The sequence below is a fragment of the Syntrophaceticus schinkii genome (genome assembly GCF_000946815.1).
GTDB classification, from domain to species: Bacteria; Bacillota; DSM-12270; order Thermacetogeniales; family Thermacetogeniaceae; genus Syntrophaceticus; species Syntrophaceticus schinkii.
Genome location: NZ_CDRZ01000259.1, coordinates 22003 through 48765 on the forward strand (window position 1 = coordinate 22003; position 26763 = coordinate 48765).

A 26763-nucleotide genomic window follows, 5' to 3' on the forward strand; every position below is an offset into this window, starting at 1 on the left:
TTATTAAAAACTTTGCAGTCAATGTACCCCCGATCCTAGTAATTATAATTTTAAAAGCATCGATCTGCAAGAAATAAAACATTGCTGGCAGTAAGCTATCAGGAGGCTATAACTTTGATGGCTTTACAAAAATAAAAAGAGCAATTAATAATTGCTCTCTAAAAGTAAAACCCTTTCTTTCGTTTATTATAATATTGCAGCATTGGATATTTGTCGACGCCGCAGAAAACGCTGCATCCTTTCTAAGGCCTCCTCGATCTTGCTCTGAGATGCAGCATAACAACACCTGATATGCCCTTCTCCACTGGGTCCAAAGGCGTTGCCTGGGACAACAGCTACCTTTTCTTCAAATAAGAGATTTTCGCAAAACTCTTCAGAGGTCATTCCTGTACCTGCAATGCTGGGAAAAGCATAAAAGGCACCTCGCGGTTCAAAACAGGGCAGTCCTAATTCTCTTAAACCATTAACAATAATGCGCCTGCGTTTGTCATATTCGGAAACCATTTCATCAACAAAATCAAACCCATTTCTGAGTGCTGCTAAACCGGCAAACTGACTCATTGTCGGTGCGCATAACATGGTATACTGGTGAATTTTTAACATAGCCTTGATAATTTCATCTGGCCCCGCAGCAAACCCTAAACGCCAGCCAGTCATGGCAAAAGCTTTGGAAAAGCCGTTGAGCAGTATAGTTCTCTCTTTGATGCCAGGTAGAGAGACAAAGCTCGCGTGTTGTTTACCATAGGTAAGCTCCGCATAGACCTCATCTGAGATAACCAGCAGATCATAATTTTTAGCAACCTGTGCTATCTCCTCCAGATCAGATCTTTCCATGATCGCACCTGTCGGGTTATTTGGATATGAAAGAAGGAGTGCTTTGGTTCTTTCGTTAATCCGCGCTATCAGGTCTTTCTTTTTCAACCTGAATTCCTCTTCGGCCCTTGCGGGAACCAATACAGGAACACCGCCCGCTAAAGCGACATTGGGGGCGTATGAGACATAACAGGGTTCCCCAATCAATACTTCATCTCCGGGGTTTATTATGGCACGCAGGGCAAGGTCTACCGCTTCACTTACCCCTACAGTAACTAAAATTTGCTCCGCGGTGTAATCCACTTTAAATCTTGTTTTCAGATAGCAGGAAATTTCTTCACGTAGTACAGGCAGCCCACAGTTAGAAGTGTATTTAGTCCGCCCGGCTACCAGGGCTTTCATACAGGCCTCACGGATAACTTCAGGTGTAATATAATCGGGTTCTCCCACCCCTAATGAGATCACCCCATCAGTTTTTTCGATCAGGTCAAAAAATTTACGGATTCCGGAATGCGGCATGGTCTGCACAACTTCGGCAACATGGTTATCAACATCTTTGTTTTTCATTTTACTCATCCTTCCCATCAATATAAAAATCCCGCCCCCAGATATCAAGGGACGGGATCATTTTCCGCGGTACCACCCTAGTTGGCCTCATATGTGCCCAACTTATGTTCTGATAACGGATTAACCGGCCACGCTTACTTAATAAATGCTTTCAGCAGGCACCTCCAGGGTGGCATTCAGTGTCCTGTTATACCGGTCTTTCACCCTCACCGGTTCGCTGCAAAAGCAGGGTACACCTACTCTTCCCCTTCAACGGCTTTTCATTAATATGTATTTTATTCTAGCACAGGGGAATGATTAATGTCAAGCCGCCTTTTAATTTCTCTCGCTATTTCCCGTGAACAGGGCAGTTCACGGGAAGAGATGGAAATGAGATTAATTCCATTCTGACGGCAGACATACTCCTTGCGCACATAATCTGTACACTGTGACACGGCAGAATTATCAATGGCTATCTTCAGAGAAGGTATATAATAGCTGAAAAAACAGCCATGATACCTGTAGTTCTTGATGATGTTGAATTGGGAAAATAAATAACTGATCGCCCTTTGGAGAGGATCTACAGGAGTAGAAACTGCCAAAGGCAGATCCTGTTTTTCACTACTTTGATACAAAGACTTAAATAATTCATTAAAATCGTCAGAACTGTTGCCAATATTATGGTCAGGCATTCTTTGGACAATCAGTTCCTTGAGGGCGTCTTTTATATAGTCTTCTCGAGGGCCAATTAATTTTGCTAATAGTTCTGAGATCTCTTTTACTAAAACAGCTCCCTGTTCTTGATATTTCATTTTTTCCTTTCCATCAGATAATTCCACTGATAAGATAACTTCTATCAACATATCGATTTTAGAAAGGATCTCTTTTCCCAGCAACTGCCCGTCCCGCACTTGTATAACCCCCACCTATGATAGTGTATTCTCTTTAGATCATTATTCCTTAGCAGTTGCTGATATTCCTAAAAAAATACCTCCGGGGTATCCCGGAGGTATTTTAATTATTCTCATATTACCTGCACAGGTATTGATAAGCCTCTCCTGCTGCCGCTTTAGCATGGCCAACAGTCTGTGGTATATCCTTTGGCCCCTGACACACTCCAGCCAGGAAAACACCGTTTTGACCAGTTTTGACACTGCTCTCTCCCCCTGCCATAAAACCGTAGGGGTCTAGGTCGATACCCAGCTGATCGGCAATATCCTGGCTTCCCTTGGTTGGAGTAATGGCCAGTGATAACACAATCAGGTCATATTTATCTTCACCCTGCTTACCCTCACAGGAATCGGTGTACCGCACTGTTAGACGATCATACGGGAAACCGTAAATCTTGGAAGGAATAGCTCTGATCAGTTTGACCTTATCGGTTTCCTGCAAGGTTTCTTTAAATACGCTGAATCCCTTGCCAAAGCTCTGGAAATCCATATAGAATATATCGATCTCAGCATCGGGCAGGTCTTTCCGGATTATTTTGGCGAGTTTGGCAGCATACATACAGCATACCCTGGAGCAGTAGCCGTTACCGATAGACAGGTCACGGCTCCCTACACACTGGATGAAACCAATCTTCTTGATATCATCACCATATGCCGCATTGATACTCCCCTTCTCTTTGATCGCTTCTTCTAATTCCTGTCCTGTGATCACATTTTTCTCCTGTCCGTAGGCAAATTCATTTCTCTTGCTGAGATCATATGGGTCAAATCCGGTTGCTATGATTACTGCCTGGGCTTCAATAGAATGAGTCTTTTTACCTGAGACAACTTTAGCTTTGAATCCCTTCCCATTTTTACCGATCTCTGTTACAGATGCATTGGTGTACACCTGAATTTTGGGTTCCTGTATGACCTGATCTCTCTGCTGAAGAACCAAACAGGCGGCACAACGGTTGCATTCATCAGTTGCCTTGCAGCAGTAGGTAGCGGCCCTGCCACCGATATCTGAGTCTTTTTCGACGAGAACAACCTCTATCCCACGCTCAGCCATCTCCAGAGCGCTGGTCATTCCTGCGGTACCACCACCGATTACTAGTACCTTATTCTTTTCCAAATTGCACCCCTCCCATTGCCCGCACTGTTAAAATGTCGGCCTGGGCAGAAGACCGGCCTTTTCTACCACTGTAGGTACAATAGACTCCCAGGCTACCGCCATCACATGAACTCCGTCTACACCTTCCATTTCCCTGCACCGGTTGATGTATTCGACTGAGATTTCAACTGCTTCTGCTTTTCCATCCTCCGCCTTTTCTAGACGCTGGCAGAACTCCTCTGACACGATCATGCCAGGTACTCCTGTCTGCATGTAGCGTGCCATCCTCGGTGACTTCACAGGCATGATTCCTGCACAAATATGAGCCCGTTCATGCAGACCGCGTTCCCTCGCCAACTCCATGAATTTTTCAAACCGCTCCATGTCCAGGATACACTGGGTCTGTACAAAGTCGGCACCAGCTGCGATCTTCTTTTCTAAACGGGTTACACGGAATTCAAAGGGATCTGCAAAGGGGTTCGCAGCACAGCCGATAAAGAACTTGGGAGCAATTTTACATTCCGCACCACATTCGAAGCAGCCATCATCACGCAGTGTTTTCAGCATATGGATCAACTGCACAGAGTCTACGTCAAATACTCCCTTGCATCCCGGATGGTTGCCGAAGGCCTGGTGGTCACCAGTTAAGCAGAGAACGTTGCGTATGCCATGAGCATAAGCACCTAAAAAGTCGCTCTGCATTGCCAGGCGGTTCCGGTCACGGCAAACCATCTGCAAGTTCGGCTCCATTCCCAATTGAAGCAAGCGCAAAGATGCTGCCCAACTGGAAAGCCGTACAACAGCAGTCTGGTTATCCGTAAAGTTAACCGAGTCGACAAGACCCCTCATCTCTTCGGCATGCTTATCAATGTTATCAAAGGTTGCATAGGTCAGTGGACCAATTTCCCCGGTACAGGCAAACTGACCCGAAGCAAGTACCTTTTCCAGATTACTTCCAGATTTCAAGTTTTCAGGTTTAATCTCTTTCAAGGGTCAATTCCTCCTTTACCAGTTTTCTTGGTCCCTCATTGCGGTGCCAGTTCTTAGCCGGTATGTATTCGGCCATCTTTTCGAGCTGTCCCAGGGCACTCAATCGTTCGTAAATTAAATGCCAGACACAGTCAATTTCTTTGGAGACCTCGCATTTCCCATTTTGAGAACCACCACATGGGCCATTTAATAAATGCTTGGAACAACGCGCAATAGGGCATAGACCCCCTGTTTTATCCAGGACACATTCTCCACAAGCCATGCAGAATTCTTCCCACTGACCCACATCGCGGTTAGCCCCCAGGAATTGAGTGTTAACACCCGGGAAAACAGGAACCGGTTCAACTACTTCGGCCAGATACTGAATTCCGATACCACAGGCCAGGGAAACAACAGCTTCAACTTCTCTTACATTATCCTGGAACTTGTCCAGATACTCTTTGTCGCACTGGCGCTCTACCGTCTGTTCCAGCACCTCTATGGGGTTGCCTTCCTTCTGACGTGCCATGCGGATCTGAGATGCCAGCAGACCAACCTCTTTCTCGCCTCCAGCCAGGCAGACGGTGACACAGCCATAGCAACCTGCTACTAATACTTTTTTATATGGGGCGATCATCTGAAGGATATCTTCAACAGATTTATTCTCAACAACGATCATTTTATCACCTTCCCCGGATTTGATCCTAACTGATTTATTTTATCAACCATCGAACGTACGGATGTATTGAACTGGTTTCCCTGGTTTGCAGCCAAATGTATAATCTCTACACGGTCGCCCTCCAGACCAATCTCTGCAAGCCGCCTTTGTACCTGTTCTTTGCGTTTGTCTGCTCGCTCATTTCCCCAAACGTATTTGCAATTCTCCTTATGGCAAACAAGCAGCATCACTCCGTCGGCCCCTCGCTCTAAAGCCTTGATCAGATAAAGTGCATCTATTTTTCCGGAGCAAGGAACCGGAACGATCTGTAAGTTTGCTTGTAGCTCGGGCTGCAAGCTCCTGGCATATTCCGCTGCCAGCGAACCGGAATTTTCACAAGCATATGCTACTAATTTAGGAGGCTTTGATACTTTTTCTAATATCTCCTGATCCGAGTATAATGGCAGCTGGATAGCCTTTCCAGGGCATTCTGCCGCACATGTACCACAACGACGGCATGCTAAGGGGTTCATACGAGCTGCAGAGTGGTACATATTGTTTAGAGATTCATCATGAACTATTTCGATGGCATGATGGGGACAGCACCTGTAGCACGTCAGGCAAACAGCACATTTTTCGGCATTTACCTGGGGTTGCAAGGCTGGTACCCGTATTTTTCCTGACGCAAACCGGCCCACTTCAGCTTTAACAGTTTCAACTTCCTTGTCCAGTTCGATACCGTGTATGGGACCATGACAGCTTCCGGCAAAATAGATCCCTTCGCGATTCGACATTACTGGAAGGAAGTGAACATTGTCGTCCTGGAAAAATCCACCTGGGCCTGTTCGTACATCAAGGGCAACTGCCAGATCAGCGGTACCGGGATTTGGAATATAGTCCTCCGCCAGTACCAGGCAATCTGATACAAGTCTAATCTGTTTAATCTGTGGTAAAAATGGTTCCCAATATAATACTGTTGCAGCAACTTTTGTTGTAATGATCTGAAGATCGCCGCTATACTTTAAGAAATTAACACCTCGGGCCCTTGCCAGCTCATAATCCTGCTCCAGATCGTCGGCTGATACCTTCATATCATCATATAATATACTGACATCAGCTCCCTTTTCTTGGAGAGCAATAGCACTGGAAAGTACTGTGGCAAAGGAAAGCAGAGAATCTTGGTCCGCTTGTCCTAAAATAAAGGCCAACTTCTGGCCGGCATAATCCCTGTTATTCTTTTGAAATTGAGATAGGCTCAGGATGCGCTCTCCCAGTTTCACACCGTCATATTTGGCTGGATCATAACTAGGTTGAGCTTCAAGCGCAACAACAATGGCCCCGAAATTTTGTTTTGCATGCTTTCCGTTGTCCAGAAAGCGCACTAAAAATTGACCCGGAAATCCTTCAAGCCCCATTACCTTAACACCAGTATTAACAGTAATATTTTTCTTCCCTTCTATGAGGGAAATACCGTCCCGGGATGAATCATTGTCGATCACGGTAACCGGTTGGCTTTCGCTAACAGCAAGAGCAACAGCGGCCCCTTCTGTTCCACAACCTATCACCAGGACCTCCGGGAGCACATTAAGCTCTTCATAAACAACCGCGCCGCGATCCTGCATCTGTAGCAACACCTCGTTTTTGAATTACAGTCTTAACCTTATTCAGACCAATAGACTGAGCCAATTTTCCTTCACAGCCACAGAGGTAAATTCCCAATCTGATATTAAAGTTTTTGCTCATTGAGTTTCCCCCTCTTAATGAAAAACTTTGATTACACCTCCTCCCTTTATAAAATTTTAGTAAGGTCCCGCCATGAAGACGGGACCTTACCAGATTTCATTCGATTACCTGTTACGGAACACCTTTGCATATGAATCGCAGTAAATTGCCTCGTTGAGCAGCATATCTGCAGATGCAATGGCATCTACCAGTTCATCATCGTTGACATCCATAATCGCAGAGTCGAGCCCGCAGGTCATCGCCATAACGCAGTAGATACGGTTGATCAACGGACGGAACGGGGTGCCCTGGGAAACGTTGCTCAGCCCTAATGTTGTATGTGGTGCCGGATCAGACAGCAGTCTGATCTGGCGCAGGGCCTCCAGAACTTCCGGGGCATGATCCTGTGCCACGTTGCAAGGCAGAATGAGCGGGTCGATGAACAGATCATCCGGAGCAAGACCAAACTCATCAGCTGATGCTACAAGCTCCATTGCAAATCCTACACGCATATCAGCACTCTTTGGAATACCGGACTTGTCCATGGTCAAGGCAATGATCTTGGCATTGTATTTCTTAGCCATCGGGAAGACACGCTCGATTTTAGCTCTTTCCGCAGGGCAGGAGTTAATCAATGCACCAGGTTTGCAGACTTCCAGTCCTGCTTCAATGGCATCATAGTTTGTGGAGTCAAGAGCAATCGGGGTATCACTGACCTCTGTGACAAGCTCACACATCCAGCGCATTGACTTGACACGGTCGACTGCTGTTGGGCCAACGTTGATATCGAGATACGCAGCGCCGGCTTCATCCTGCTTTTTTGCCCAATCCTGAATCGGTTTGGGGTCAAACTTGGCAACAGCTTCACCGATATCATTAAACATACCGTTGATTCTCTCACCAATCATATAAAAGGCCATGGGCTTACCTCCTTTGGTATTATTGAAAACCTCTCACTTTGGCCAACAATCTAATAGAGATTCGGTTTCATGAGGTCATCAATGTGCTTATTCAGCAGTTTGACGGCTTCCGGGTGTCTCATCAAAATGAGGTCCCCTCCTGCCTGTATAAGTGCTGCCGCAGTCATTGCCTCCCACATGATTCCTCTTGGTTTCTGCTCACCCCAACCAGGGCCTGCATCCTCTAGAGGAGCATTTGCTTCTTTTGCTCTCCATGCTTCTGCACCGGCAACACAGATTACCGGAAAAGCCATCATCTTGTCACCGATCAAGGCACCCCAGCGAGCACGCTCCATAATAGAGTAGGAATATTCAATACCATAGCCCAGACCACTGGACATGGGGTCATTGATAATCTTGTTCGGGGCAATACCCATCTCTGTGATCATGATGTTCAACTGTTTCAAAATGTTAATGTCAACAGGTGAACGTCCGATAACGCAGTGCTTGCCCATCATGGCTGCAGCTGCGATAGAGCGGTAGTTGTCCTTTTCCGCAAGTCCTAAGGCTATGTTTTCCCCTGCTGCTGCTTCTCCCACAGCCTGAAGCACATCATTGTCCGCTTCCGGGTGTCCGGGGCCCTCTACCATCAAGGGAGCACCGGTGTTTTCCAGGACAGCCTTGACGATTTTTGCACAATCATCCGGAGATTTCGGATTGTCCAACTCAGGATCTGCACCTTTTAGCTTCAAGTAGATGATATCTGCACCCAGTTCCTCGACTTTCTTTGCCCAGGCTACCGGGTCTTTCCAAACATCACCATAAGATTCGTTAAAAGCCTCGTTCCAATCAGGCTCAATATCCCAGATTTCGAAAGCAATGGCTGGGCGGTTCGGAATATCGCCTTCGTACTGGAGAAAAGGAAGTGTAGAACTGCCGCCTAACTTCACGGTTTTCGCTCTTGTTCCGCCTTCTTCCTTAGTTGCGCCGAGCACTACTTCCTGAACTGTGCCTGTAAATTTTTCTTTTAGAATTTCTACCGGCATAGTTTACTCTCCTTTCTTAACTAAAGTGGTAGTTTACCAAACATTTCACGTGTCGCTTGAACTGCGGGGCTGTCAGCCGGTAAATCCAGCATCGGTTTGCCCTTCAGATCGTAATCCAAGATCATTGAATCGTTTGGAACGACTCCGAGCAGTTTTAGCCCGGTAGCCTTAATCTCACTCTGAAGGGGTGCTGGATCAGATGTCTTTGTGATAATCAGGTATGCATCGCTGATCTTGATGTTTAAAGACTTTGCCAGTTTGTATATCCTTCCGGCTGTACGCACACCCTTTGCTGTGGCATCGGAAATCACCAGCAAAATATCAACATCTTCAATTGTTTGGCGGCTGATGTGTTCCATCCCCGCTTCATTATCGACTACCATGTAGTCATAACTTCTGTCCAAGTTCGCTAAATGTCGTTTCAATATATCAGTTGGAAAACAGTAACATCCTGGCCCTTGTGGCCCTCCCATTACCAGAAGATCAACATATTCAGTTTCGATAAGGGCTCGGTGTAGTTCGAACTGCAGGTACGTTTCTTTAGGCATTCCGGTAGGAACATTGCCTTTTTTCATATCAACAAGGATGGAGGATATGGTGTTTGGTACCTCATATCCTAATGCCTCGTTGAGATTGGCGTTGGCATCTGCATCAACTGCTAGAATTGCACCCTTTTTTTGTTCAACAAGGTGCTTGATTAAGAGTGCTGCGACGGTGGTCTTGCCTGTCCCACCCTTTCCTGCCATTGCTATGTGTTTTGCCATTTATTAAACGCCCTTTCTTTTCTGCAAAAGTGTCCGTCACCGGCCAGTTGTTAATTATTTATGCACCTAATTTAAGCTTAGCAAAGGAACTGATCCCGTTAGCCTCACGCGGTCCAACAATAACTTCCCAACCGGAGAGCTCCTCGATCTTACCCTTGATAGCTGCTACACCACCGGGGATGATCAACTGCTTGTGACTGACCTTTTCGTTGATATCCGCGTCCTTCAGCCAGGGTCCGATCTCCTCACCGATAAACTTGCCGCCAGCCCATGCTGTTAACACTGATAATCCCTCTGTCTCGAAAGCAATCAGGTAACTGGGCAGCCTGGTGGATTCAACTTCAGTCTGGACAGTGTAGAAGGTCAGAGAGAAGTTGGTTGTAATGTAGACCGGGGAATCAGGTGTAACATCACCAATAGCATAAATACCAGGCTCTACTGCAATCGGCTTCTGCGGGTCGGTAAAGAGGTTGCTTCTCCAGCTGAACAGAGTAAGCAAGCTGGCCAGTTCTGTGGTCTTCATCACTACGATGCTGGCGTATTTGGCAACATATGCCTGTGCCTGCATGGCCTCCAGGTAGGGATCCTCTTCTGTGGTGAAGGCAATTGTAGGATACCCGAAGGGCCGGAAGCGTTTCTTGATAGCCTGACGGCGGATCTGTGTCAGATCAGCAATAACCTTCGAGGTCTCGCGCTCACCTGAATCGAGGATCAATTCTTTGTAGCCTACCTTGCCTGCCAGGTCAGCAACATCATCGAGGTTTTTGCCCTTAACTACCAGAGGTGCACCGATCTTCTTGGCGACTTCCACCATTTTCTCATAGTTATCAGCATTTGCAGCATAAAGGATCGGTTTTCTGTCCGCTACTCCAGCTGCAGCAGCCTCCATCGCCGCGGCGTCCTCACTCACCAAAAGTAAAACCTTATCGGTCTTTCCTGCTGCAGCAGCAACTGCGTCCTTGAAGGTATCTGCATTGCCTGATGCATTGACAACTGCTACACCATCGACCACATACTTCTGGCCGACACGTTCAAAAGCCAGTCCGTTGATCTCATCGACTTTTGCTGCTACATCAGCATTGTCTGCTACCTCGATAAAAATACCTGTGGGATGATAGAAGGTCTTGTCATGACGGAACATAACCTGCTCATCACCCATCTCCAGCACATTGTCCCCCGCCCCCGCTTTAACAAGCTTGATCGGTGGAGCAGTTGCTGAATCCAGGGCTTCCTTGGCTTCATCAGAAACATAGGGGCACTGATCGAGTGTCGCTTTTCCTGATGCCAAAGCCATTGCGAAAGCCATGCATGTGGGTACACCACACTCTTTGCAGTTTGTCTTTGGTAGCAGCTTAAAAATAGCTAGTCCTGTTAAACCCATTGTCACTTCTCCTTTCTATTGTTTTCTTCTTTTAAAGAAACCGGATTTGGAGCCGCCATCTGAAATAGGCGGCTCCAAAACCTGGTATCTTTACCTTAGAACAAGGAATCCATTGTTAGAGCTGGATGTCCCTTTTCCTCAAGATAGGGCATTATTTCATCCGGTGTTTCGCCGACTGTTTCATCAGCGATCATATCTGCGAAGTTGTCTCCGAAGCCTTCTTCCTTACCTCGCTCATTCAGCTGGTCAGCCAGTTCATCCTTGAGTTCCTTGGGTAGCCAGATAATTCTACCTAATCCACCATCAGCAGGCAGGAACTTCTTGCTCACCAGGTAGAGGCGACCGAGTCCGAGGAAGCCCGGGGTCTGGTTGCCGCCGCCGACCATTCCAGCCAGTGTGGAGAAGGTCATGCCTACAGGGGTCATTCCCTTGTGCTCACGGGTTGTAACCATAAAGCCGTTGCACTCGGGAACCAGGGCGAGGATACACTCACAGCAACCGCACGTCGTCATCGGGCGGTCCATCATGGTGTACATGCAGACCTCAGTGGTTTTACCCTGAGTCCTGGCAGCAGCTTCTTCGTTGATTGTGGACCATTCGCCGAGGACAGGGTCGATGATATTCTTCTCTGTAATATCAATGGGCTGGCAAACACCGGTCGGGTCGATCTCAAAGGTGGCCTTGGCATCAAGCCAGCTTACCGCACCACAGAGTCCTGTCCGCTCAGGTGAAACAAAGCAGATGTGAGTCGGGGCAAAGGACTGGCAGAGAGTGCAGGTGTAGAATTCCTCAACTGCATCATCACGCAGTGTTGCAAGTCTGTCGTCACGTGTTTTATACTTTGCGGTTGCCTCTTCAATGGCTTTATCCACTTCAGCCTCATCTGTGATCAGGTTTACTTCCAGTCTGTCAACAATAGCAGCGTATTCCTTCTTGAAGTAGGCGTACATAATCTTGCCCAGGTCGTTGAGTGTAAAGCCTGCCTCTTTGGCGCCTTTACTGATACGCATCCAGTTCTGGTCCCTCTGGCCCATGTGCCAGACACCTTCACCATAGTTCATGAAGTAGTGGATGCGGCGCTCCAGAACCGGCTCAAAATCGGACTGGAATTTACGGCCATAGACCTTGATCACAATGCCCATCGGATAGGCTTTGCCTTCTTCCATATCAGCGATGTCAGGTCCAATGATCTCGATCTTGCCATCTGTGATTTCATCCTGGTCCACCATCTTAACCAGTTCGCAGGCTTTGGAACGGCCGCCGCCGAACTCCACAAACATCTCAGCCCTACGAATGGCCTCACCCTCAAAGGCAGGCCCATGTGCGATGGGAACATCGATTTCGATGGCGGTAATCTTGATCCCGCGCACCTCGATGCCTTCCTGCATCATTTCATCGTAGTCATCTACATAGAAGTACCAGTCTTTCCAGATTTCATCCTCTTCCAGCGGCTGGTCCACCAGGACCGGGAAGCCAAGATAGATGGCAGCAAAGCAGGCAGCTACCTTGACGATATCCCGCTCACCCAGTGCCATCACGTAAACGAGGATACGGTCACGCTGGTAGTTCCTGTGATTGAATTTGTCTCCCGCCGGGATACCGGGGAAGATTGATGATGCACGCAGGGCGTAGTTAACCGCGTGAATAACCTGTGTAAAGTTACCCAACGGATAGATAGGCCAACCATCAATATCAAACTTGTAGCCTTGTTCCAACAACTGCTCAATAACTTCATCCACCAGGAAGAGCATAAAGCCCTTCTGTACCAGTTTGTTGACAATCCGAATGGCGTCTTCGGAGGTACGGAAACGCCCAACGATAACTACCTCACCCGGGATCGTCCAGTCAACGTGCTTGATACCCCATTTCCGTACATAGGTGTCCGGAATAAAACCAGTCCAGGGTTTGGGAGGCGCTTCATGTGCACCGGTAGCATATCTGACTGCTTCGATGATTTCTGCGGCATGAATTACTGACTCGCCCCACTGAAGTGCGTTTTCCAGAGTAAGCTCCGAACGCACCAGGTCCCTCATTTTGTTGAGAATGGGTACAAACTCACCCAATTTGGTAACTTCCACACCACTGAGAGCTCTAATTGCCGGAATGAAGTAAGCCGTTTCGCCACCATACCCAACTGGGTGATCATCACCATAATCCTTGATCGCCTTGTTGAGCAGGATTTCAGCATAACTGAGGGCTACAATGGTTCCCTCTAATGCCTGCCGAAATTAATTTTTTCGGCTCTTTACCCGGTTCTATGGAACCTTCATAAATCTCTTCAAAAGATTGTCTATCTACTTTCCATGCTGTCGACATATTTTATCCCCCTTTCCTCTAGGTTCTCCTAAAATGCCTGGCAGAGATCTGTTCCGTACTCTTCGGCAGTCTTCATGTGAATCTTCAACTTCCAGGCACGGTACTTGACAGCTTCAATCAGCTTCTGAGCCGCTACCTGAGGATCTGTCTCCAGGATGAAGTTGCCGCCAAAGACATCATGGGCGATGCAGGTAACAACACTCCACACCAGGTTGCTGCCCTCCAACGGAGGCATAGCACCCACATGGCAGGGAATACCACTGGCGATCACCCAGGTACCGATCGCCACAGCCTTCTCACTCATACCTTCAGGAGCGGTGGCAACAAACGGTACCTTCGGAACGTCTACACCATACTCATTAGCCATAGCTGTCCAGAGGTTGAAGATACGGCTGTTATCAACACAGGATCCCATATGGAAGGTCAATGGCAGTTTGTCCGGCAGTTTATCCTTGTTGGCCTCATACAGCCTGTCGATAAACTTCTTAAGACCCGGGCCTGCATATTCTTCAACTGCCTCATAATTCATAAGGCCCTGTTTGGCAGCGGCCTGCATCACACAGCCGGTACCAACCATGAAAACATCATTCTTGGCCAGTTCTTTGATGATATCGGTATGGCTCTTCTCATAAACAGCTTCCAGGTTGTTGCAGCCAGCCAGGGCACAGACACCGGTGATCTCACCATCAATAATAGCATCTGTGAGTACCTTGATAGGATTATCGGGATTGATGGCTGCAAAGAGGTCCAACAGAGCCTCAAAGCTAAAGCCAGCCATCAGTTTGTTCTTAAACTGCGGTACCTGCACAGGGCGTCCAGATTCCTTGCGCTGCTTAAAGGTTTCTATGGCCAGTCTGATGATGCCCTCTGCACTTTGTTTGGCCTTGGCATCTTCAAAGGAAAAGTGATAGGAACCCGGGATCTTGGATATTGCCATAGTTGTTACCAGTTTGGTATTGAAGCACTCACAAACATTGCGTAGGCCAGGCATGATGCACTGCACGTCAACGACACAGACATCAACAGCACCTGTTGCGATGGCAAGCTCCTGAGCCATGTAGCTGGTGGCGATAGGAACACCGTTGCGCATCAGGACCTCATTGCCTGTACAGCAGATACCGGAAAGCTGGATTCCTGCAGCACCTGCGGCCTTAGCCTCATCTTCCAGTTCACGTGCGGTATCCACTACCATCTGGCTTAAGACAGGGTTGTGGCCGTGAAGAATAATGTTCACCTTGTCCGGCTCAATAACCCCCAGGTTGGCCTCACTCATCACCGGCTTCGGAGTCCCGAAGAGGATATCAGATATATCTGTAGAGATCTGCTCACCTGTTAAGTCAGCCAAGGAGCATTTAACTCCGCCAAAAATCAAGTTGACCGGATCTGCGTCCACACCGACATGGGTGCGGTGCATAACCTCAACAACTTCCCGGTCAATGGCCCTGGGCATTGTGTCAGTCTCTTCATATTTTTTAATACGCTTCTCGCAGAGATTGGCCTTCAGGAATGTAGTTCCCTCAGAAGTATGGCGACCATAGTCCTCAAAGGCGGCCAGTGCAACTTCCTTGGCCAGCTCAATATCTGTTTTGCCTTCGATTTCCAGGCCGATCTTTTTAGCCACACATTTCAGTTTGTCGGCATCCCTGATTTCATAATCAGGTGCTTTCCCCTCACTCATATGATACAAAACTTCAACAAGCTCACGACCATGGTCAGAGTGAGCGGATGCTCCACCTGCCATCATCCTGATAGCATTACGGGCTACAATCGTGTAGTCTTTGGCTCCGCAGATGCCCATGCTGCCAGGTCCCTCAAGACCCTTGATCCGGCAGGGGCCAGCAAAGCAGATGCGGCAACAGATCCCCTGGTACCCAAAAGCACACTGTGGCTGCTGGGCCGACCAGCGGTCAAATGCCGTGATAATGTTATTTTCAATGGTGTAATCGAGCATTTCTAGTGCCGCGGGATCGTTGGTACGCTTAATATCCTTGACATTCTTTTTCCTGTTTTTCCGATCCACCGACGGTTTGGAATTCTGCAGAGAGGTATCACTAAATCTCGGCATACATTTAACCCCCTTTGATTAAAATTCAGTCTCCCAAAATGGTTCTTTCAAGAACCCATTAAAACCTTGCCTCTACAGGCACTACTAAACCTTAACCTCCTGCAACCCCACCCCCTTCACTGATAATACCATCAAAAAGCTTACTAACAGAATCTACTAAAACCTCCTCCAATCCCTGGGGATCATCTAACATCGACTTTTCCCAGAGTTCCTCGTTAAACTCTAGAATCCCTAGCAGTTCATCAGGTGTAAAAGAGTTCCTCAAAAAGTTCTTTTCTTTGTCAGATCTGACCTTGTTGCCTACCACTTTTACATTAGGAACCCCCATCTCTAATGATAACTTTTGGATTACACGCGCAGTATCAACACTTACTTTTGTCGCTCAGTTACAATAAGCATGTAATCAACGCCTCGTGCTGTACCGCGTGTTAAGTGTTCGATTCCTGCACCGAAGTCTAGGATAACTACATCCAGTTTTCCGAGGAGGAGAGAGTCTATCACGGCTTTGAGGAAGGCATTTTCCGGGCAGTAGCAGGCACTGCCTGCATCTTTGTAACCACCCATGCGCAGTAATTTTATTGTATCGATGTCTATTGAGTAGTCGTCCAGAATATCATCAACTTTAGGATTTAATACGTAAAACCCGCCTCCCGCCCCTGTCCGCTCCTTGATTAAGTCTCTCATTTCAACCAATGGCGGCTGAGCTTTCAGGTCTTCTTCCGGCACTCCCAGTGTTGTGCCCAGGCTGACATCTGGATCTGCATCAACAGCATATACTTGAAAACCACGTTGCGCGTAAAGTTTGATGAGTCCGGCGGCGAGAGTGGTTTTTCCTACCCCACCCTTGCCAGTGACTGCAATTTTCACTGTAACACTCCCTTTGCCTAATATGAATGGACCAAAATAATTGTAGATATTGCTGCGAGCTATGGGATATTTCCGGACACAGTTATTTTGTTGAAATCCCTACTAGATATGTCTATTAATTTGTTATGTCAAAGCTAATAAAATGAATGTCAATAACTCTTTCTACAAATATTCGATAATTCCTTTTTATTTTTTAAAGAATTGGCATCAACCAGCCATCCTTTGCTAGAAAAACTGCGAAGCCGGATTCCCGGATTCCTCTGAAACTCATTTAATGTATTCTATATTGAAAGTAAATTTCCTGCTGCATAAAAAAGTTTTATCAGGCAATACCTAGCTTCTGGAATCGAGGAAAAGAATGATGATCAATAATGAGGCTGGAATAAAAGCAAATAGGAAAATAATTTCTGCGATGTGAAACCTTGCGAAAAATGATGAGGGGTTAGTGCTTACTATAATAGCTCCAGCGATAAGCAGACTGGAAAGAATAATGCTGAGAGCCAGGCGGTGTATAGTCTTTCTTAGCTGACCTACTGCCATAGGCAGTTCCTTATGTTCTATGGGCAGTGCCAGCCGTCCGCCTTTGATTTTATCAATAAGATCCTCTAACAATAGAGGAAAATGGACGAAAGTTGAGAAAAACTGTAGTGTGTTTTGCTGAGCAATATGCAGAAGCCGCCTGGGGTCATAACGGCGCAGGAGTACTCTGGTGGCAAAGGGTTCTGCAATTTCCACAATACTGATCTCCGGAGCCAGTTCACGGATGGTCCCCTCCAGGGTAACCAGGGCTTTAGCTGCCATGACAAAGTCGGCCGGCACCTGTATCTGGTAGCGAGAGGCGATCTCCATCAATTCCTGAAGTGATGTTCCAACTTTAATATCTTTCAAAGGCATCCCATAGTATTTTCTTTCCAACCTGCTGATATCGCGTTTTAAACTGCTCATGTTGGGTTCACCGCGGATGATACCGATCCTCAGCAACCCTTTTAACACCGCATCGATATCGTGCCTCACCATAGCAAGCACTATATCTGCCGCTTTTTCACGCATTTCCTCATCTAGATAGCCAACCTGGCCGAAATCCATGAATACTATTTTATTTCCCGGCAGCACTGCAAGGTTTCCAGGGTGAGGATCACTGTGAAAGAAACCATCCACATAGACCTGTCTGATCATGGCATTTACCAGTGTCTCTGCGATTAATTGGGGATCATAGCCGGCTGCAATTATTTCTTCACGCCCGGTGATCTTTACCCCTTCTACATACTCCATTACCAAAACACGCTGCTTTGTATAATCCCAAAATATATCCGGTATGTATATCCTGGTATCCTCTTGCATATTCTTTTTTAAAATCTCCGCATTTCTTCCCTCTAAACTAAAATCAAGTTCCTCTAATAATGATATGCGGAATTCCGTCAACATACCCGTAATATTTTGAAGTTTTCCCAGTTGTGTTCTTTGCTCAATAATTTTGGCTATATCCCCGAGAATCTCTAAATCAACTTTGATGAGGCGGGCAATACCCGGCCTTTGTATCTTAACCACTACATCTTCACCGGAAACCAATTTGGCGCGATGTACCTGTCCAATAGATGCGGATGCCAAAGCCCGGGGATCGAACTCAGCAAAAACATCACTTATAGGGCGCCCCACTTCCTGCAAAATAATACTCTCTATCTCTGCCATAGGTACAGGAGTTACTCTATCTTGTAGTCTAGCTAATTCCTGAAGATATTCCTGTGGCAGCAGATCTGCTCTGGTGCTGAGCAGTTGTCCGAGCTTGATAAAGGTTGGCCCCAGCTCTTTCAGGACCTGGGTGATCCTTCCGGGCAGGTTAGACATTTCCTGTTCCTGAGAGGGTTTACCCCTTCTGAAACGATGATAAAGAGTTTGTCCTGGCAGGTCGAGTCTTTCAATAAGAAAACTGAAGCCGTTCTTCACGAGAATATTCAGCATCTCTTGATAACGGCGTACATGTCTGTAGTGATATAAAAAACCCCTGGTTCTGCCAGTCACCTGTACATCTCCTAATACAATTCTTTTATCTGAGGGGACATAGGATAATAGCAGAGACCCACAGTGCCGGGCCCTATATGTGCACCAATAACCGGTCCCACTGGGCAGATTTCAAGTTCAAACTCCGGGTAAAGTTCATGTACACGATCAGCTAAGTCCTGTCCCGCTTTCCTTGCCCCCACCTCAACAACTGCAACCCTAAAATAAGGAGACTTGGCATATGCCTTGCCCATCTCACTGATTATTTTTTGCAGGCCTTTCTCCCGGGTACGCACTTTTTCGTAAACATCGATTATGCAGTTTTTTTTGCGGTTAAAATATAGAATCGGTTTGATCTGGAGCAGTGTTCCTACTAAAGCAGCAGCCCCGCCGATCCTTCCTCCCCTGCGCAGATATTCCAGTGTATCCGGTAAGTAAAGAAGAGTATTGTGATCAGCAATATGTTGAATAACTTTAAGAACCTCATCTCTCGTCAGACCCTTGGCAACTGCCCGCACCGCAGCATCGAGAATTAGATACTCAGAAACAGCTGTACCGTTAGAATCTATCACAGTGATATCCAGGTGTGGCAGCATCCGTGCGGCAGCGAGCGCAGTTTCAACTGTTCCACTGATACCCCCTGTAATATGGATAGAAAAAATACTGTCTACACGCTCGCCAAGCTTTTGGTAACCTTTAAAAATTCACCCAGGGGCGGCTGTGATGTTGTAGGTAGATAGGTCACCTGGCGGAGTCTGTCGTAAAATTCATCAAAATTTACATATAGACCCGCTTCAGGAAAACTCTCCCCCTCAAAATTAACAATCAATGATACCACTTCAATTTGATGCTTTTCAATGAAGGCAGGGTGAAGATAAGCAGTACTGTCAGTTACAAAACCTATTATCCCCATAGCTAACCCCCATTATAATTATTTCCTCAACGATTTCCCTATAATTATACTTGTGTCTATATTTTACCACATTTATTACATAAAAGCATAAAGGTGTTTGATTCCATATGAGATTCTGTAGGGAACCGCAGTTCAAGGAGATGAATAACTGTCCACCACAGCCAACATGATTTATAACGTCCAAAAACTATGGACACCAAACGGTCAACAAATCGCATGTTTGCAAACACACAAAAAGGCTTCCAGTCAAAAACACTGGAAGCCTTGGTATCACTGGTGCGGCTGAGAGGATTTGAACCTCCACGAGCTTAAGTGCCCACTAGAGCCTGAGTCTAGCGCGTCTGCCAATTCCGCCACAGCCGCTTATTGCACGTATAAAAAGATAACATGTTTGCTTTAACCTGTCAAGAAGCATTTTAGTCGTTTGTATTTTAGTCGTTGGTTGTTGGTGATTAGTAGTCGATGGGTTAAGCTCGGAGTTCGGTCAAGACGTGGTGTAACACAAATTGCCTGCTTCCTAAATAACGATCTATCGATTTAAAGGTACTCCCTGGACACCTCGGACCTCCGACTTCTGGTCTCCGGCTTCTGCTTTTCAGGTTGGTAGTTGGAAAAGATGGTTCACCATACCGTATGCTAAAGTTAGGTACTGTTGATAATCGGATGGAATAGTGCAAAAAATGCTTATTTTGGTTTAGAAGCGTATTTAATAGATAGTAATACGCGGTTAAATCAGTCAAAAATAAAGAAAAAATATAGAAAAATGGAATATTAATTGGCATGATAATTTGGACTTTTTCTGCGCATACTTTACTAACAAATGAAGTTGTCAGTAAGGAGGTCAACTTTCAATTATGAAAAAACTCACACAGGCCTTTGTTCTGGCTATCATCTTGGTTTGAGCTCTGCCTTTGGCAGCTTGGTCATCTGCGCTGCCACAGGAGTTTGCCTCAAGTGAAACAGACGCATTCGCCTGGGTTCAAAGTGAGCGACTGGAAACGACCCTGACAGTAACAGTAACTGCCTACTGTCCCTGCCCAATCTGCTGCGGTAAAAGTGATGGAATTACAAGCAGCGGTACACTGGCAAAAAAACAACAAACAATTGCAGTTGATCCTGATGTAATTCCTATAGGCAGCGAAGTATACCTGGAAGGGTTAGGTACATTTATTGCAGAAGACACCGGAGGCGCCATTAAGGGAAACCGCATTGACATTTTTATGGAAGATCATAACCAGGCTCTACTGTTCGGTATACAGGAAATAAAAGCCTATTTATCCAAAGGAAGGGTTTAACAAAAGGCCTCCCTTCCGGAGGCCTTTTCCTATATTTTTCAACTGTTTTTCATCTTTAGATTTTATTATTAAATATTTTCCTGGCAGTAGAAATTGTATGCTCAAGATCCTCTTCTGTGTGAGCAATAGAAAGAAAAAGCGCTTCAAACTGTGATGGTGGCAAATAGATTCCCTCTGCCAGCATCTTCCCAAAAAATTTTTTATAATATTCTTCGTCAGCAGTTACTGCATCATCCAGGTCGGTAACACCGGAACCGGTAAAGAAGAGTGAGAGCAGTGACCCCGCCCTGTTTACCTGCAGGGGAATTCCGGCGTCCTCTGCTGCCTGCAGCAGTTCTGTCTCCAGATATACAGCTTTCTTTTCAAGCTCTTTGTAAATGCCGGGATTTCCCGCAGCAAGATACTGTAGGGTGGTTATTCCCGCCTGGACAGCAAGGGGATTCCCGGAAAGTGTGCCTGCCTGGTAAACCGGCCCCTCCGGTGCCACCATCTCCATGATCTCTTTACTGCCCCCATAGGCTCCCACAGGTAACCCGCCCCCAATAATTTTACCGAGGCAGGTCAGATCAGGCTCAATTCCGTAAAAGCCCTGGGCGCCATTGTAGGCCAGGCGAAAACCGGTGATCACCTCATCAAAGATCAAGAGGCTCGATGCTTTTGTGGTAACCTCTCGCAGTGTCTCCAGAAATCCCTGCTTTGGAGGAACCACCCCCATGTTGGCAGCAACAGGCTCCACAATGACCGCCGCAATTTTGTCCCCCTCCTTCTGGAAGGCCCTGCGTACAGCAGCGGCGTCATTGTAGGGCAAAATCTCAGTCAGGCTTCCGATCTCCTCCGGCACCCCAGGACTGGAAGGCACTCCCATGGTGAGAGCACCCGAACCCGCCTGCACCAGAAAACCATCAGCATGTCCATGATAGCAGCCCGCAAATTTGACAATTTTTTTGCGTCCTGTAAAGCTCGCGCCACTCTAACAGCACTCATGCAGCCTCAGTGCCGGAATTGACCAGGCGCACCTTCTCTATGGAAGGAACGGCATTGACGATAAGGTTTGTGAGTGTAATTTCTCGTTCGGTCGGCGCACCGAAACTCGTTCCTTGCTCCAAAACTTTTCTAAGGGAAGCTGTGACATCCGGGTGAAGATGACCCAAAATCAGTGGCCCCCAGGAGCAGACATAATCTATGTACTCGTTCCCATCCACATCATATACATGAGAAGCTTTCCCCCTGGAGAAAAATAAGGGATCCCCTCCCACAGCATTAAAAGCCCTGACCGGGCTGTTGACACCCCCTGGCATATACTGGCAGGCTTTCTGAAAAAGAAGCTTTGAGTTAGTCATCGAAGTCATATGGATAGACACCTCCTGCTTATGCTGTATACCTTATAAATCATACGATACACTGGTTTTTTTAAATTCGACGGTGCTGAAGATGATCTGGTAATCTTCAAGACCGGTTTCCAAAGATATTTCCTTGATCTTTTCCAGACACTTTTCTCTTGTTGGGGCGTGTACCATGGTAAAGATATTGTAAGCCCAATCCTCCGGCACCTGCCGTTGATAACAATGTGTTACTTCTGGAAAAGAACTCATTTTCCTACCCATCTCCTGAACTCGTTCCTCAGGCACAGCCCACATGATCATGGCATTAGCGGCAAAACCCAGTGCACGATGCCCCAGAGACGCTCCTACCCTCCTGATCACACCCTTTTTCAGGAAGGAGTTGATTATCGATATCACTTCCTCCTCTTGCAGGCCGATCTGCTGAGCAATGGCATCAAATGGCCTGTTGTCCAGGGGAAGGTCATTCTGTAAGGCTTTCAGTACAGCTTCTTCTTTTTTGGAAAACACTGGTCAGCTCCTCTCTGGAAAATTTAACAGCGATCTTGAAAAGATCCTGGGAGGGCAGGCTGTGAAATTCCTTCAGCCCCGTACGCTCCTGAATCTCTCTCACCACCTGTTCAAGTTTCCCCGGAGAGGAAGCAGTTACTGTAAACCAGAGGTTATAATTGTGCTCCCTCAGGTAATTGTGTGTAACACCATTATAAGAATTAATAATTTCTACTACTTTTTGAAGTTGCTCTTGGGGAACTTTAGCAGCACAAAGTGTACTTGCATAACCAAGTCGCCGGGAATCAAAGATTCCTCCCAGGCGGCGAATAAGTCCATTTTCCTTCAGCCAGCGCAGAGTTTTAAAAATCTCCTGTTCGGAAACAGCCAGCTCTTCAGCTATAACGCTGTATGGCCTCTTTACCACAGGCAGTCCCTCCTGCAGGCGAAGGAGCAATTCTATGGCAAGAGGATACATTTTTATCTCCTCTTGGGAACCATAAAGACAACTGGGGTCACCGGCCATGAAGTTTCCCTCGCTGCCGGCAAAGGCTCGCGCCCGGCAGCCGCCACAGGTACCCCGATACTTACAAACACTGCAGTATCCTCCATATTTCTGTGTACGCAGTTTCAACAAAACCGGATCTTTGCTCCAGATTTCAGAAAATGGTGTTTCTCGCACACTGCCAATTTTCAAATCCATGTATGGGCAGGGGTAGACATCCCCCTGGGGACCAATGATACAGTAGGAAATACCCGCCAGGCACCCTCTGCTAAAGCGGTTTGGCACTTTCAATTGTCGCGCAATTCTCATAAACTGCGGGGCACAGGTGGGTTTGATCTCCAAGGGCAACTGCTTTTGTCAGGGAGATCAGTCGTTCCAACAGACTTTCCATCTGTTCCGATGTGATGGTTTCTTCGATAATTTCTTTACCTCTCCCAGTAGGGACATAAAAGAAAACGTGGTGGCCGCGCCCTCCTGCCTGGATGGCGAAATCTGTTATTTTCTCGATATCTGAGTAATTCCAGGGAAAGACTGTTGTATGGATCTGGAAGGGAAGTCCCCCCTCATGGCAGTTGATGATCCCCTGATGTGTCGCCTCCCAGGCCCCCATAACACCACGGAAGCGGTCATGCTTCTCAGGCTCAATACTGTCAACACTAATCCCTACCGCTGCTGCTCCTGCTTCCTTGAACTGCTGTACCTTTTCCTTTGTTAGAAGTGTGCCATTGGTGCCCAGCACAGGACGCAGCCCCAAGGATTTTGCTCTGGCAATCAGATCGCAGAGGTCAGGGCGCAGGATAGGCTCGCCACCGCTGAACACAATGATCTTAAAGCCGGCTTTCTTGACTTCCTCAAGCAGCCTGTATCCCTCAGTGGTTGACAGTTCCTCCGGTGCTTCCCTCCCGGCATCGCGGTAACAGTGGGGGCATTTCAAATTACAGGCATTCGTAGTATTCCATGAAACAAGCACTCTCAATCCTCCTGAAGCCAGCGGGCAATATCCCTGGCGTGATAGGTGATGATCAGATCTGCACCCGCCCTTTTGATCCCGGTCATGGTCTCCATCACAACCATTTTTTCGTCGATCCATCCCTGGGCCGCGGCTGCTTTGACCATGGCATATTCACCGCTGACATTATAGGCAGCCACCGGGCAGAGAACTCGCTCCCTAACCTCACGGATAATATCCAGGTAAGCCAATGCCGGTTTGATCATCACCAAATCAGCACCCTCCGCCAAATCAAGTAAAACCTCTTCCATGGCCTCTCTGCGGTTAGCGGGGTTCATCTGATAAGAGCGCCGGTCACCGAATGATGGAGCAGACCCCGCTGCTTCTCTGAAAGGTCCATAGAAGGCAGAGGCAAATTTGGCTGCATATGATAAAATCCCCACATGGGAAAATCCATTTTCATCGAGCTGATCCCTGATCACCTTTACCCGGCCATCCATCATATCAGATGGTGCAACCAGGTCGGCACCCGCTTGAGCATGGGAAAGAGCTGTCTGGGCCAGTAGATGAAGGGTTTCATCGTTGAGAATGACACCATCTTTGACAACACCGCAGTGCCCATGGCTGGTATAGCCACAGAGGCAGACATCGGTGATCACCACCAGTTCCGGAAAACGCTCCTTCAATAATCCTACCGCTTTCTGGACAATACCCTCAGCATCATATGCCGCTGCTGCCAGTTCATCCTTACTCTCCGTGACCCCGAAAAGCAGCACAGCAAGAATACCCTCTTGTCGGGCTCTGGCCACCTCTTCCAAAAGCAGATCCACTGACAGGCGGTATACCCCAGGCATGGCTTCTATGGGTTCGCGTTTATTGGCACCCGCACACACAAAGAGGGGATAGATCAAATCCTCAATATGAATTCTTGTTTCCTGGAGAAGCTCCCTGATGGCAGGAGTGCTCCTCCTGCGCCGCAGGCGCAGTTGTGGGTAATGCATTGCTCAAACCGCCTCCTTTATGTATCCCGCGTGCACCGGGGACAATCCCCACTGCACGGGTCGCTTTGTTACTCCCTGCCGATTTCCTCATTGGATAGGTAGCAAACGGGGTCTTCACCCCAAATATCGTCGTTTACAGCTTCAGCCCTGATGCGGCAGCCTCCGCAAAGGGAGTTATGCTTGCACTCCCCACACTTTCCTTTCAAATGTGCCTCTTTGTTGCGAAGGGCTTTCAACAGTTGATTATTTTCATCGTACCAGATCTCACGAAAAGACTGCTCCGGTACCTTGCCCAGAGAGCTTGACCGCCAGAATTGGCAGGGATAAACATACCCCTGTGGGTCGATATTGGCTATTTTTACTCCGGCAGAGCACCCACCGTGGAATTCCAACAACTGTTCCACCTCCTGGGCTCGCTCCGGAAGATTCTCCTTGACCCAACGGTAGAGATAGATTCCATCCGCGTGGTGATCTGTCGTCAATATCTCTACTTCTGTTCCTTCTTTGTGGAACTCAATTGCTTTCTGAATCAGGTAGTCCACCAGTTCTCTTTTTTCCTGGATCGTGAGATCTATTGAAGCGAGATCCCGGCCGCGCCCGGCGTAAACCAGGTGATATAGACAAAAACGCGGTATTTTTTCGTTTTTGACGAGATCAAAGATCAAGGGGAGATCCTGGATATTATTTTTATTGACCGTAAAACGGATCCCTGTTTTCAACCCCGCTTCTTTGGCATTACGAAGGCCATTGAGGGTTTTTTCAAAGGCTCCTGATACCCCGCGAAAGGCATCATGAACAGATGGCCCCCCATCAAGACTCACCCCGACATAGGCAAATCCGCAGGAATTCAACCTCCTGGCTGCATCTGGGGTGATTAAAATGCCATTTGTGGAAAGGGCTGTCCTGATCCCCTGGGACCGTGCATGCTCTGCCAGTTCCCAGAGGCCGGCATACAGCAAGGGCTCTCCTCCTGAAAAGATGATCACCGGAGTTTTCATCTCACCGAATTCCGTAATCAACTGCAGTGCCTCAGCTGTTGATAATTCCTCACCCTGAGAGCTGGGAGAGGCCTCCAGGTAGCAGTGTCGACAGTGGAGATTGCACTTCCAGGTTAAATTCCAGACAACAATGGGTCTGCTGGCAGTGGAAAACTGGAGAAGGTGCGGAGGCACCGCCCCGCAGTTTGCGGCGCGAACCGCAGCTGCCACTGTTGCCTTACCGGTCAACAGTTTGGTAAAACCGATCATTATTTCTCACCTCTTTGCATCATCAATAATCGCAGCCAGAAGACCTGCACCGGTAAACTCCCTGGCTACTATATGTACAGGCAGTCCTAATTCTCGAGCAGTTGCCGCGGTTACAGGTCCGATGCAGGCAACACGGCATTCACCGGGAAGGGGACTAATTTTTTCGCTGTTGCAAAGACTTACATAGCTCCTTACAGTAGAAGAGCTGGTAAATGTCAGGTAATCCACACTTGCGTCTTTCATGAAACCGGCCATCCATTCCCTACTCTTCAGTGCAGGGACAGCCCTATAAAGGGGGAGGATGTCCACTTGAACCCCTTGAGCAGTCAGACCTTCCGGCAGAACATCCCGCGCTCCCTGGGCGCGGGGGATCAAAACCTTAGTTCCAGGAGGAGTTAGGTGTTTCAGCTCCTCCAGAAGTGACTCTGCCTGATATTTTTTCGGTATTATATCTACATTCAGTCCGTATTGCTCCAAAGATGCCGCTGTTGCGGGGCCGATAGCTGCCAGTTTACCCCTCAGGCAGCGCACATCTATTTTATTTGCCCGCAGTTGTTCAAGAAAAAAGAAGACCCCATTGGCACTGGTGAAAATAAGCCAATCATATGTGGGAAGTTGAGAAAAATCCAAACCACAATCAGCTGTTGCCTCCAATTCTATTGCCGGAAGGCACAGGGGTTCTCCGCCCTGCAAAATAATCTCCTGAGCCAGTTCACGGGCCTGGTGCCGCGGGCGAGTAATCAAGATCCTTTTGCCAAAAAGGGGCTGTTTTTCTCGCCACATCAGTTTTTCCCTGAGTGTCACCACATTCCCTACCACAAAAAGCGGGAGGCCCACACTCAGCATCCCTGGCGAGGTCTTCAATATTGGCCAGGGTTCCTACAACTGTTTGCTGCTCTCGCCCTGGTCCCCCAGCGGATCAACGCTGCAGGGTTCC

Annotated in this window: 25 protein-coding genes, 1 tRNA gene, 1 pseudogene and 1 other annotated feature; of the genes and pseudogenes, 1 reads left to right on the plus strand and 26 read right to left on the minus strand. The window is 47.5% G+C overall.

The genetic code is table 11. From position 1 onward, the window contains the following. Window positions 1–186 precede the first annotated feature (186 nt). From SSCH_RS12085 to SSCH_RS12160, 18 genes and pseudogenes are all read right to left on the minus strand, one after another. Window positions 187–1380 (minus strand): aminotransferase class I/II-fold pyridoxal phosphate-dependent enzyme, encoded by a 1194-nt coding sequence (locus tag SSCH_RS12085; RefSeq protein ID WP_198142436.1) that lies wholly within the window; start codon window positions 1378–1380, stop codon window positions 187–189. A gap of 44 nt (window positions 1381–1424) precedes the next feature. Continuing rightward, window positions 1425–1642 (minus strand) — a binding site (T-box leader). 13 nt (window positions 1643–1655) lie between these two features. Continuing rightward, on the minus strand, window positions 1656–2285 hold the full coding sequence (locus SSCH_RS12090) for a hypothetical protein (protein ID WP_156972262.1): 630 nt from the start codon (window positions 2283–2285) through the stop codon (window positions 1656–1658). A 103-nt stretch (window positions 2286–2388) separates the two neighbouring features. Then, the gene (locus SSCH_RS12095) at window positions 2389–3423 is read right to left on the minus strand and encodes an FAD-dependent oxidoreductase (RefSeq protein ID WP_044665683.1); all 1035 of its coding nucleotides are present in this window, start codon (window positions 3421–3423) and stop codon (window positions 2389–2391) included. Window positions 3424–3450: 27 nt separating this feature from the next. Further along, window positions 3451–4392 carry a methylenetetrahydrofolate reductase gene (locus SSCH_RS12100; protein ID WP_084711150.1) on the minus strand — a complete coding sequence of 314 codons (942 nt, stop codon included), beginning with the start codon at window positions 4390–4392 and terminating at the stop codon, window positions 3451–3453. After that, window positions 4379–5050 (minus strand): methylenetetrahydrofolate reductase C-terminal domain-containing protein, encoded by a 672-nt coding sequence (locus SSCH_RS12105; protein ID WP_044665684.1) that lies wholly within the window; start codon window positions 5048–5050, stop codon window positions 4379–4381. Before SSCH_RS12105 ends, SSCH_RS12100 begins: the two co-directional genes overlap by 14 nt. Then, window positions 5047–6651, minus strand: coding sequence for a hydrogenase iron-sulfur subunit (locus SSCH_RS12110; RefSeq protein WP_044665685.1), 1605 nt, complete (start codon window positions 6649–6651; stop codon window positions 5047–5049). The genes SSCH_RS12105 and SSCH_RS12110 overlap by 4 nt, the downstream gene beginning before the upstream one ends. Beyond that, window positions 6623–6772 carry a hypothetical protein gene (locus SSCH_RS18375; RefSeq protein ID WP_156972263.1) on the minus strand — a complete coding sequence of 50 codons (150 nt, stop codon included), beginning with the start codon at window positions 6770–6772 and terminating at the stop codon, window positions 6623–6625. Before SSCH_RS18375 ends, SSCH_RS12110 begins: the two co-directional genes overlap by 29 nt. A gap of 104 nt (window positions 6773–6876) precedes the next feature. Then, window positions 6877–7671, minus strand: coding sequence for a methyltetrahydrofolate cobalamin methyltransferase (locus SSCH_RS12115; protein ID WP_044665686.1), 795 nt, complete (start codon window positions 7669–7671; stop codon window positions 6877–6879). A gap of 50 nt (window positions 7672–7721) precedes the next feature. Then, complete coding sequence (locus SSCH_RS12120; protein WP_044665687.1) at window positions 7722–8696, minus strand: acetyl-CoA decarbonylase/synthase complex subunit delta; 975 nt, start codon at window positions 8694–8696, stop codon at window positions 7722–7724. Window positions 8697–8716: 20 nt separating this feature from the next. Beyond that, entirely contained in the window at window positions 8717–9460 is a 744-nt protein-coding gene (locus tag SSCH_RS12125) for an ATP-binding protein (protein WP_044665688.1), read from the minus strand. A 58-nt stretch (window positions 9461–9518) separates the two neighbouring features. After that, a complete protein-coding gene (gene acsC / locus SSCH_RS12130; protein ID WP_044665689.1) occupies window positions 9519–10841 on the minus strand; it encodes an acetyl-CoA decarbonylase/synthase complex subunit gamma in 1323 nt (440 codons plus the stop codon). Between the two features lie 95 nt (window positions 10842–10936). Further along, window positions 10937–13045, minus strand: coding sequence for an acetyl-CoA decarbonylase/synthase complex subunit alpha/beta (gene acsB, locus SSCH_RS12135; RefSeq protein ID WP_332306936.1), 2109 nt, complete (start codon window positions 13043–13045; stop codon window positions 10937–10939). 140 nt (window positions 13046–13185) lie between these two features. Further along, entirely contained in the window at window positions 13186–15222 is a 2037-nt protein-coding gene (gene cooS, locus SSCH_RS12140; RefSeq protein ID WP_044665690.1) for an anaerobic carbon-monoxide dehydrogenase catalytic subunit, read from the minus strand. 91 nt (window positions 15223–15313) lie between these two features. Then, window positions 15314–15550, minus strand: a complete 237-nt coding sequence (locus SSCH_RS19470; RefSeq protein WP_198142437.1) for an ATP-binding protein — start codon at window positions 15548–15550, stop codon at window positions 15314–15316. Between the two features lie 41 nt (window positions 15551–15591). Next, window positions 15592–16089, minus strand: coding sequence for an ATP-binding protein (locus tag SSCH_RS19475; protein ID WP_198142438.1), 498 nt, complete (start codon window positions 16087–16089; stop codon window positions 15592–15594). A 333-nt stretch (window positions 16090–16422) separates the two neighbouring features. Then, window positions 16423–18108 carry an ABC1 kinase family protein gene (locus SSCH_RS12150; protein WP_052835617.1) on the minus strand — a complete coding sequence of 562 codons (1686 nt, stop codon included), beginning with the start codon at window positions 18106–18108 and terminating at the stop codon, window positions 16423–16425. Window positions 18109–18119: 11 nt separating this feature from the next. Next, a pseudogene (locus SSCH_RS16905) lies at window positions 18120–19000 on the minus strand (DegV family protein). Between the two features lie 274 nt (window positions 19001–19274). After that, window positions 19275–19363, minus strand: a tRNA-Leu gene (locus SSCH_RS12160). A 548-nt stretch (window positions 19364–19911) separates the two neighbouring features. Between SSCH_RS12160 and SSCH_RS12165 the strand changes: the two genes are divergently transcribed. Beyond that, window positions 19912–20295, plus strand: a complete 384-nt coding sequence (locus SSCH_RS12165) for a 3D domain-containing protein (protein WP_052835620.1) — start codon at window positions 19912–19914, stop codon at window positions 20293–20295. 55 nt (window positions 20296–20350) lie between these two features. Here the strand turns inward: SSCH_RS12165 and SSCH_RS12170 are convergent, their stop codons facing one another. The 8 genes from SSCH_RS12170 to SSCH_RS12200 form a co-directional block, all read right to left on the minus strand. After that, a complete protein-coding gene (locus SSCH_RS12170) occupies window positions 20351–21235 on the minus strand; it encodes a glutamate-1-semialdehyde 2,1-aminomutase (protein ID WP_456300468.1) in 885 nt (294 codons plus the stop codon). A gap of 40 nt (window positions 21236–21275) precedes the next feature. Beyond that, the gene (locus SSCH_RS22495; RefSeq protein ID WP_456300467.1) at window positions 21276–21635 is read right to left on the minus strand and encodes an aminotransferase class III-fold pyridoxal phosphate-dependent enzyme; all 360 of its coding nucleotides are present in this window, start codon (window positions 21633–21635) and stop codon (window positions 21276–21278) included. 42 nt (window positions 21636–21677) lie between these two features. Further along, window positions 21678–22145 carry a siroheme decarboxylase subunit beta gene (gene ahbB / locus SSCH_RS12175; RefSeq protein ID WP_044665691.1) on the minus strand — a complete coding sequence of 156 codons (468 nt, stop codon included), beginning with the start codon at window positions 22143–22145 and terminating at the stop codon, window positions 21678–21680. Further along, entirely contained in the window at window positions 22099–22914 is an 816-nt protein-coding gene (gene ahbA / locus SSCH_RS20410; RefSeq protein WP_232294434.1) for a siroheme decarboxylase subunit alpha, read from the minus strand. The genes ahbB and ahbA overlap by 47 nt, the downstream gene beginning before the upstream one ends. Further along, complete coding sequence (locus tag SSCH_RS12185) at window positions 22898–23599, minus strand: radical SAM protein (protein WP_232294427.1); 702 nt, start codon at window positions 23597–23599, stop codon at window positions 22898–22900. The genes ahbA and SSCH_RS12185 overlap by 17 nt, the downstream gene beginning before the upstream one ends. Before the next feature lie 2 nt (window positions 23600–23601). Next, window positions 23602–24579: a porphobilinogen synthase gene (gene hemB, locus SSCH_RS12190; RefSeq protein WP_044665692.1), complete on the minus strand. Its 978-nt coding sequence runs from the start codon at window positions 24577–24579 to the stop codon at window positions 23602–23604. Between the two features lie 68 nt (window positions 24580–24647). Then, window positions 24648–25826, minus strand: a complete 1179-nt coding sequence (locus SSCH_RS12195; protein ID WP_044665693.1) for a radical SAM/SPASM domain-containing protein — start codon at window positions 25824–25826, stop codon at window positions 24648–24650. Between the two features lie 6 nt (window positions 25827–25832). Further along, entirely contained in the window at window positions 25833–26690 is an 858-nt protein-coding gene (locus tag SSCH_RS12200) for a uroporphyrinogen-III synthase (protein WP_198142439.1), read from the minus strand. Window positions 26691–26763 lie beyond the last annotated feature (73 nt).

Bases quoted from the DNA above. Each gene is read 5' to 3' on its own strand.
- SSCH_RS12105 (WP_044665684.1), bottom strand. From the start codon at position 5,050: ATGATCGTTGTTGAGAATAAATCTGTTGAAGATATCCTTCAGATGATC.
- SSCH_RS12120 (WP_044665687.1), bottom strand. From the start codon at position 8,696: ATGCCGGTAGAAATTCTAAAAGAAAAATTTACAGGCACAGTTCAGGAA.
- SSCH_RS12085 (WP_198142436.1), bottom strand. From the start codon at position 1,380: ATGAAAAACAAAGATGTTGATAACCATGTTGCCGAAGTTGTGCAGACC.
- SSCH_RS12115 (WP_044665686.1), bottom strand. From the start codon at position 7,671: ATGGCCTTTTATATGATTGGTGAGAGAATCAACGGTATGTTTAATGAT.
- SSCH_RS22495 (WP_456300467.1), bottom strand. From the start codon at position 21,635: ATGACTAACTCAAAGCTTCTTTTTCAGAAAGCCTGCCAGTATATGCCA.
- SSCH_RS12110 (WP_044665685.1), bottom strand. From the start codon at position 6,651: ATGCAGGATCGCGGCGCGGTTGTTTATGAAGAGCTTAATGTGCTCCCG.
- cooS (WP_044665690.1), bottom strand. From the start codon at position 15,222: ATGCCGAGATTTAGTGATACCTCTCTGCAGAATTCCAAACCGTCGGTG.
- SSCH_RS18375 (WP_156972263.1), bottom strand. From the start codon at position 6,772: ATGAGCAAAAACTTTAATATCAGATTGGGAATTTACCTCTGTGGCTGT.
- acsC (WP_044665689.1), bottom strand. From the start codon at position 10,841: ATGGGTTTAACAGGACTAGCTATTTTTAAGCTGCTACCAAAGACAAAC.
- hemB (WP_044665692.1), bottom strand. From the start codon at position 24,579: ATGCATTACCCACAACTGCGCCTGCGGCGCAGGAGGAGCACTCCTGCC.
- SSCH_RS12125 (WP_044665688.1), bottom strand. From the start codon at position 9,460: ATGGCAAAACACATAGCAATGGCAGGAAAGGGTGGGACAGGCAAGACC.
- SSCH_RS12195 (WP_044665693.1), bottom strand. From the start codon at position 25,826: ATGATCGGTTTTACCAAACTGTTGACCGGTAAGGCAACAGTGGCAGCT.
- SSCH_RS19470 (WP_198142437.1), bottom strand. From the start codon at position 15,550: ATGGGGGTTCCTAATGTAAAAGTGGTAGGCAACAAGGTCAGATCTGAC.